Origin of the sequence: Kitasatospora sp. NPDC059812, from assembly GCF_042732075.1 — a bacterium.
In the GTDB taxonomy this organism is placed as follows: Bacteria; Actinomycetota; Actinomycetes; order Streptomycetales; family Streptomycetaceae; genus Kitasatospora.
Genome location: NZ_JBHWIO010000075.1, coordinates 1 through 6,876, shown reverse-complemented (window position 1 = coordinate 6,876; position 6,876 = coordinate 1). Strand labels below are relative to the sequence as shown.

6 protein-coding genes are annotated in these 6,876 nt (G+C 73.5%); 2 read left to right on the top strand and 4 right to left on the bottom strand.

What is annotated here, in order from left to right; genetic code table 11:
• The coding region (locus ACFV6D_RS29470; protein ID WP_380561765.1) for a winged helix-turn-helix domain-containing protein at positions 1 to 312 on the top strand (312 nt) is incomplete at its 5' end.
• Positions 312 to 1,628, top strand: a complete 1,317-nt coding sequence (locus ACFV6D_RS29465; protein ID WP_380561763.1) for a sensor histidine kinase — start codon at positions 312 to 314, stop codon at positions 1,626 to 1,628. The genes ACFV6D_RS29470 and ACFV6D_RS29465, both read left to right, overlap by 1 nt.
• An 84-nt stretch (positions 1,629 to 1,712) precedes the next feature.
• On the opposite strand, the gene ACFV6D_RS29460 is transcribed toward ACFV6D_RS29465, so the two are convergent.
• From ACFV6D_RS29460 to ACFV6D_RS29445, 4 genes are all read right to left on the bottom strand, one after another.
• Positions 1,713 to 2,669, bottom strand: coding sequence for a formylglycine-generating enzyme family protein (locus tag ACFV6D_RS29460; protein ID WP_380561761.1), 957 nt, complete (start codon positions 2,667 to 2,669; stop codon positions 1,713 to 1,715).
• Positions 2,670 to 2,733: 64 nt separating this feature from the next.
• Positions 2,734 to 4,077: an MFS transporter gene (locus tag ACFV6D_RS29455; protein WP_380561759.1), complete on the bottom strand. Its 1,344-nt coding sequence runs from the start codon at positions 4,075 to 4,077 to the stop codon at positions 2,734 to 2,736.
• 128 nt (positions 4,078 to 4,205) lie between these two features.
• Positions 4,206 to 5,969 carry a sulfatase gene (locus ACFV6D_RS29450; protein ID WP_380493233.1) on the bottom strand — a complete coding sequence of 588 codons (1,764 nt, stop codon included), beginning with the start codon at positions 5,967 to 5,969 and terminating at the stop codon, positions 4,206 to 4,208.
• Entirely contained in the window at positions 5,966 to 6,568 is a 603-nt protein-coding gene (locus ACFV6D_RS29445) for a PadR family transcriptional regulator (RefSeq protein WP_063351980.1), read from the bottom strand. The genes ACFV6D_RS29450 and ACFV6D_RS29445 overlap by 4 nt, the downstream gene beginning before the upstream one ends.
• Positions 6,569 to 6,876: the final 308 nt, after the last annotated feature.

Below are 6,876 nucleotides of genomic sequence, written 5' to 3'. Positions count from 1 at the left end.
GCGGTCGTGAGCCCCTTCCCCCCGCCCCCCCGCCCCCCGGCGCCCCGCCCCCCCGCCCCCCCCCGGGGGGGGGGCCCCCGGCTCGACCTGACCAAGACCGAGTTCGACCTGCTGGAACTGCTCCTGCGCAACCAGGGCACCGTCCTGACCCGCCACCAGATCTACGAACGCATCTGGGGCTACGACTTCGACACCGACTCGCGCTCACTCGACGTCTACATCGGCTACCTGCGCCGCAAGACCGAGGACGGCGGCGCGCCCCGGCTGATCCACACCGTGCGCAACGTCGGCTACACCGCCAGGACCGCCTGATGCTGCGCACCAGGATCGGCCTCGTGGTCCTCGCCTCCGTCCTGCTGGCCATCGCCGTACCCGTCACCGCCGCCTACCGCGGCGTCAGCACCCTGGTCGCCGACCAGCTCGACCGGAGCCTGGAGGACCGGGCCCACACCGTGCTCGCCGCCCTGGACCTCGACCGCCCCCCGCCCGCACGGCCCGACACCGTCGAACAGCTGCTGCTGCCCGACGGCACCACCCGGCCGCTGGGGGCCCCGGGCGGCCCGGCGCTGCCGGTCTCGGCCCAGGCCCGGGAGGTGGCCCGTACCGCGCAGGGCGCCCACCAGGAGGACGCCACCGTCGACGGCACCCCCTACGGCATCCTCACCAAGGCCCGCCCCGACGGGCAGGGCGCGGTGATGATCGGCCAGACCTACGCCGGAGCGCAGACCGTCGACGACGCGTTCCTGCGCCGCATCACCTGGACCAGCGCCGCGGCCGCGGCCGCCTCCGCACTGCTCAGCTGGCTCGTCCTCGGCCGGATCCTGCGCCCGGTGCGACGCCTGGCCCGCGCCGCCGAACACATCACCACCACCCGCGACCTGGCCACCCCACTACCCGCCGCCGGCCGCGACGAAGTCGGCCGCCTCACCCGCGCCTTCGAGGCGATGGTCGGCGCTCTGCGCCGCTCCCGCGACCAGCAGCAGCGCCTGGTCCAGGACGCCAGCCACGAGCTGCGCACCCCGCTGACCTCGGTACGCGGCTGCGCCGAACTCCTCCAGCGCGCCCGCGGCCGGCTCGCCCCCGCGGACGAGGAGCAGATCCTCGCCACCCTGGTCACCGAAACCGTCGCACTCGACGAACTCGTCCGCGAGCTGGTCGAGTTGGCCACCGACCAGCAGACCGTGGAGGACCCGGAGCCGGTGGACCTGACAGCCGCCGCCGAGGACAGCGCCCGGCGCTTCCGGCGCCGCACCGGCCGCGAGATCACCGTCACCGCCGAACGGCCCGTGCCGGTGCAGGCCCGCCCGCGCGCGCTGCAGCGCTGCGTGGACAACCTGGTCGGCAACGCCGTCAAGTTCAGCCCGGACGGCACCCCGGTGGAGGTCCACGTCACCGGCACCCGCCTCGCCGTGCGCGACCACGGGCCCGGCATCGCCCCCGGCGACCGGCAGGCCGTCTTCGAGCGCTTCCACCGCGCCGCCGCCACCCAGTCCACCCCGGGCTCGGGGCTGGGCCTGGCCATCGTCCACGACCTCGTCGCCGCCGACCACGGCACCGTCTTCGCCACCGCCGCCCCCTCCGGCGGCGCCGAGGTCGGCTTCCACCTGCCGCCCGCACCGGAGGGCTGACGGCCCGCCCGGCGGTCGGGACAGCGGGTTGGTGATCTGCGAGCCCGGCTGAACGGCGTGGCCCCACGCGGACGGGTCGGCGCGTCAGTCGGGCTGTTCGGCGTCGCGGGCGCAGCGGAAGCCGGCGTGGCCGCTGGAGCTGTCGGGGGTGTTGGAGCTGCGGGCGGCGACGCGGTAGCGGTTGCAGTAGGACTTGTGGCACAGGTGGGAGCCGCCGCGGATGACCTTGGCGGTTCCGGCGGCGGGGCCGGCGGGGTTGGCCGGGGTGGGGGATGCGGGGTGGTCGGTGGTCCACCAGTCGGCGCACCACTCCCACACGTTGCCGGACATGTTGTACAGGCCGAAGCCGTTCGGCGCGAAGGAGCCGGCGGGGGCGGTGGCGCGGTGGCCGTCCGCGGCCGTGTTCTTCGCCGGGAAGGTGCCGCGCCAGATGTTGCAGCGGTGGGTGCCGTCGGGATCGAGTTCGTCGCCCCACGGGTAGCGGGCCTGTTCGAGTCCGCCGCGGGCCGCGTACTCCCACTCCGCCTCGGTGGGCAGGCGCTTGCCGGCCCAGGAGGCGTAGGCGTGCGCGTCGTTCCAGGAGACGTGGACGACGGGGTGGTCGCCGCGGTCGGCGACCGTGCTGCCCGCGCCCTCGGGCCGGTCCCAGGCGGCTCCGGTGACCGCGCACCACCAGGGGGTCCGCTCCACCCGAGCGGCGGTGCGCCGCACGGCGGCCGGGAGGAAGCCGGCGAAGACGTAGGACCAGCCCAGGCGTTCGGCGTCGGTGCGGTAGCCGGTGTCGGCGGCGAACGCGGTGAACTGCTCGTTGGTGACGGCGCGGGCGTCGATGAGGAACGGGTCCAGCCGGACCTGCCGCACGGGGCCTTCGCCGTCGTCGGGGAAGCCTTCGGAGTCGTCGGTGCCCATCAGGAACTCGCCGCCGGGCAGGAGGACCATGCCGTCCGCGGGCCCGGCGGGACGCGGGGCCGCGAGGCGGAGCGGGCGGATCGCGCCGGGGCCTCGCGAGGGCGTGCAGCAGGGCGCCGAGGGCAGGTTCACGGGTTCCTCCGGGAGTGGGTTCAGCCGGGACTGGGTTCAGCCGGCCGTGCAAGGCGGGCCGGGGTCAGGCCAGGGCCGCCTGGCGCCTGAGGTCGAGCTCCCGCTGCACCCGCTCCACGTCTTTCGCGTAGGGCAGGTGGAGGAGCGTCAGGAAGGCGCCGTTGACGAGCATGAGGACCACCAGGACCGCCAGGAACACCGGGCGGAGTCCGACCGCCTGGCCGAGGAAGCCGGCGCCCAGGCCGAAGGCGGCCCACGCGAGGGCTTCGAAGACCGAGACGTAGATCGTGAAGGCGGTGGCCCGCAGCTCGGGCGGGGTGACCGCCATGACCATCGGCCGGTTGAGGCTGGGATTGACGCCCTGGGCGACACCCATCAGGCAGAAGAGGAGGGCGTAGGCGCCGATGCCGCGGTAGTGGACCTGGGTGCCCAGGAAGGCGAGGACGGCGAAGGCGACCTGGGCGCCCTGGAGCGCGCCGGGAAGCCCGTGGCGGGGGCTGCGGCGGGTGGCCCAGTCGGCGAGGAAGCCGCCCAGCAGGGTGCCCAGCAGGTATCCGATGCCCAGCGGCATCAGGACGACGGCGGCTCGCTGGGTGGTGAAGCCGAACACGTCCACCAGGTAGACGACGGCGAACGAGGAGAGCAGCAGGTGTCCCGAGAGCAGCCGCGACACCAGGAGGATCGCGAAGCTGGGGATCTTGAACAGCGAGACGACGGTGGCCAGGTCGACCTTCGTCCTGGACTCGCGGGCGGCCCGGTCGAGGTCGGCGAGTTGCCGTTCGGCCGCGCCGCGGCCGGGGTCGCGGAAGCACAGCAGCAGCACCACGCCGAAGAGGATGTTCAGGACGCCGACGCCCCACAGTCCCCAGCGCCAGCCGTCGTGGACTCCCGCCAGTTGCCCGATGAGCGGGCCGAGCACCGAGCCGGCCAGTGCGAGCGCACCGTAGAGGGCGCCGACGGCGCGGCCGCGCGACGCCGGGTCGAACAGGTCGCCGATGATCTCGGAGACCAGCGGCTGGGCGGCCGCGTAGCCGGCGGCGAGGACCGTGAGGAAGACCAGCAGCTCGGTGAAGTTCCGGGAGAAGCCGGCGGCCACGCCCCACACCCCCCACAGGCCGGTGGACAGGACCAGGACGCTCTTGCGCGACCAGCGGCGTGCCGCCCACACCCATAGGGGGGCCGCGAGCACGCCGATCAGCTTGCCGGCGGCGGTCAGGACGCCGAGCGAGCCGAGGGTCAGGCCGAGGGCGTTCCTGATGACCGGGAACAGACCGGTGACCAGGCCGGCCTCGGTGCCGTCGACCAGCATGGCACCGCCGAGGACCGAGAGCTGGGCCCACCGGCCTCTGACCGGGGGTGGGCCGGTCCTCGTGGCGGGCCCGGAGGTGCCCTCGATAAGGTCGGACATGCGCGACTCCGCTCTTCGCATCGTTCGTCACAGGGGCAGTGCGGGGGAAAGGGGGCGTGCTCGCCGGTGACGGGGCTGCAACCCCGTCACCGGTACCTCGTGCGCCGGCTGGGTCGTGCGCCGGCTGGTCAGAGAGCGGCGAGTTCCTCGGCCACCCGGCGCAGGGCCGACACGTCGGTGAGGCCGCCGGCCAGGGCGGCGACGTCGATCAGCGGCGTCGGGCCGAGGAACTGCAGGAACTCGGAGTCGACGATGCCGGGCAGGTGCCTGCGCATGACCTCCACGGCGACCGGGTCGGAGATCAGGGCGAACACCGGGGTCCGCAACGAGAAGCGTCCCGAGGGGTAGTCCTCCGGGCGGGGCAGCGGCTCGGCGGTCCGGTCGGCCTGCTCGCGCTGGGCGCGGACCAGCAGGTGCTCCGCGCCGACCGGGCCCTCGGCGGGCAGGCCGAGGCGCTCGTACTGGCTCGGCGGCGCGTCGCCCGCGCGCATCAGCTCCACCAGCAGGGTCGCCATCCGCACCTCGGCCGCGTCGTCGACGAGGGGGGTGCGCTGCTCGGGGTCGCCCTCCAGGTCGAACAGCAGGGTGCCGTGCTGATAGGGGTTGATGAAGGTGCGGCCGGGGACGCGCAGGGTGCGCACGCCCTTGGTGAAGGTGAACGGCTCCGCCAGCTGGAGGTTCGCCAGCTCGGCCGGGGAGAACCGCCCGCGCATGTGGGTGGGCATCAGCGTGTGCTCCAGCAGCGGCGCGTTGTGCACCGTGGCGGGGGCGCGCATGTAGACGTAGCGGCCGTCGGTGACGTTGACGTGGCCGCCGTGGATTCCGAACAGGGCCGCTTCCCGTACCGGGGTGTCCTCGGCCACCGGCAGCGGGCGGCCCTGCACGTCCGCGGGGCGCTCGATGCCGAAGTACTCCAGCAGCGTCGGTGCGAGGTCGATCGTCTGCACCAGGGCCCGGCGCCGCTCCCCGGCCCTGCCGGCCCGCGGGTCCCACACGAACAGCGGCAGGTGGACCAGCTCGTTGTACCAGGGCTGGACGGTCTTGCCCCACCAGCCCTTCTCCCCCAGCAGCAGGCCGTGGTCGGTGTTGACGATCAGCAGGGTGTCGTCCCAGAGGTCCTGCTCGTCCATCAGGTCCAGCACCCGCCCGAGGGAGTGGTCGCACATCGACAGCAGCGCCGCGTACTCCAGCCGGGCGTGCTCGACCTGGCCGGGGGTCTCCACCACGCGCTTGTAGTCGGGCCAGTCGAAGTGCGGGCCTTCGTAGTCGTGCGGGTAGAGGTCCTTGAACCGCTGGTGGCTGAAGAACGGCTCGTGCGGGTCGAAGGTCTCGATCTGCACGAACCACCGGTCCGCGTCCCGGTTGGTGCGGACGAACTCCAGGCCCGCGTCGAAGGTCAGCGTCTGCGGGTGGCGGTCCTCGGTCGCCAGGTGCGGGCGGTTCACCCAGTCCTGCCGGTAGGACTCGAACCGGAGCTTCTTCAGGTCCTCGGGGATCTCCGGGTCGGCCACCTGGCCCTTCCACGGGTCGCCCTCCTGGCCGCGGAAGAACTCCCAGGTGTTGTACCGGCCGTGGTAGGTGGCGCCGCCGTCCTCCCAGTAGTGCGGGTGGTCGCTGACCAGGTGGGTGTACACCCCGTTCTGCTTGAGGAGTTCGGGCATGGAGTCGTCGAACGGCTCCAGCGGGCCCCAGCTGCGGTGCAGGAAGTTGTACCGGCCGGTGTGGATCTCGCGGCGGGCCGGCATGCACGGCATCGACCCCGCGTAGGCGTGGTCGAAGGTGACGGACCGCTCGGCCAGCCGCGCGAAGTTCGGCGCGTGCGTCCAGTCCCCGCCGTAGGGCGGCAGCATGTGCCGGTTGAGGCTGTCGAACATCACCATGATCGCCTTCATGCGGCGCTCCCCTCTCCGGCCGGCGGCGTCTTGTGCCCCGGCTGCCACTGTTCGAGACGCCGGAGCATGCGCTCCAGCCAGGCCACCCACGCGTCCATCGCGCCGGCGCCGTACTGGTGAAGTTCCTCGTAGACCTCGCGGGCCAGTTCCTGGTCCAGCTCGGGCAGCGGGTCCTCGAAGCGGACCGTGCGGTCGCGGGGCCGGTTGCGGGCGATCTGCTCGCGCCGGTGGTCCAGTTCGGTGCGGATCAGCCGGATCGCCGCCTCGCGGTCCAGGACCGCGGCGAAGGCGAAGCGGGAGAGGAAGTCCGCGTCCTGGAACCGGCTGGGCGGCTCGTACGGGGAGCGCACCCACTCCATCAGCGCTTCCCGCCCCACCGGCGTGAGCCGGTACACCTTCGCGTCGGGACGCCCCTCGCGCGGATCGACCTCGAACGCCACCCAGCCGTCCGCCACCATCCGCCCCAACAGGCGGTAGATCTGGCTGTGGTGAGCGCGCGAACGGAGGAACTGGCCCTCCGTCTCGACCCACTTGCGCAGGTCGTACCCGCTGAACGGCCGGCCGGCCAGCAGGGCGAGCAGGACGTACTCGAACTGCATCGAGCCCCCTATGTGCGGAATCACTTATGTGCTCAGTGTTCTATCCGCGACATGGGGGCCGTCAACGCGGCGGGCGGCGAATTATCCGACCGTTCACATGAGTTCACGGTGATTCACAGTGCGCAGCACCTGCGCTGTCGGCGGGGATGCCCCGCGCGGTCGCGATGGAACCGGCTCCTCCCGGGAAAACGGGCGCGCCCGGGGGGGGGGGGGGCACCCCCCCCCCCCCCGCGGGGGGCCCCAGTTTTAGGGACCCCGGAGGGCCGGGCCCCCCCCCCGGGGGGACGGGGGGGCCGGGGCCCGCGCGC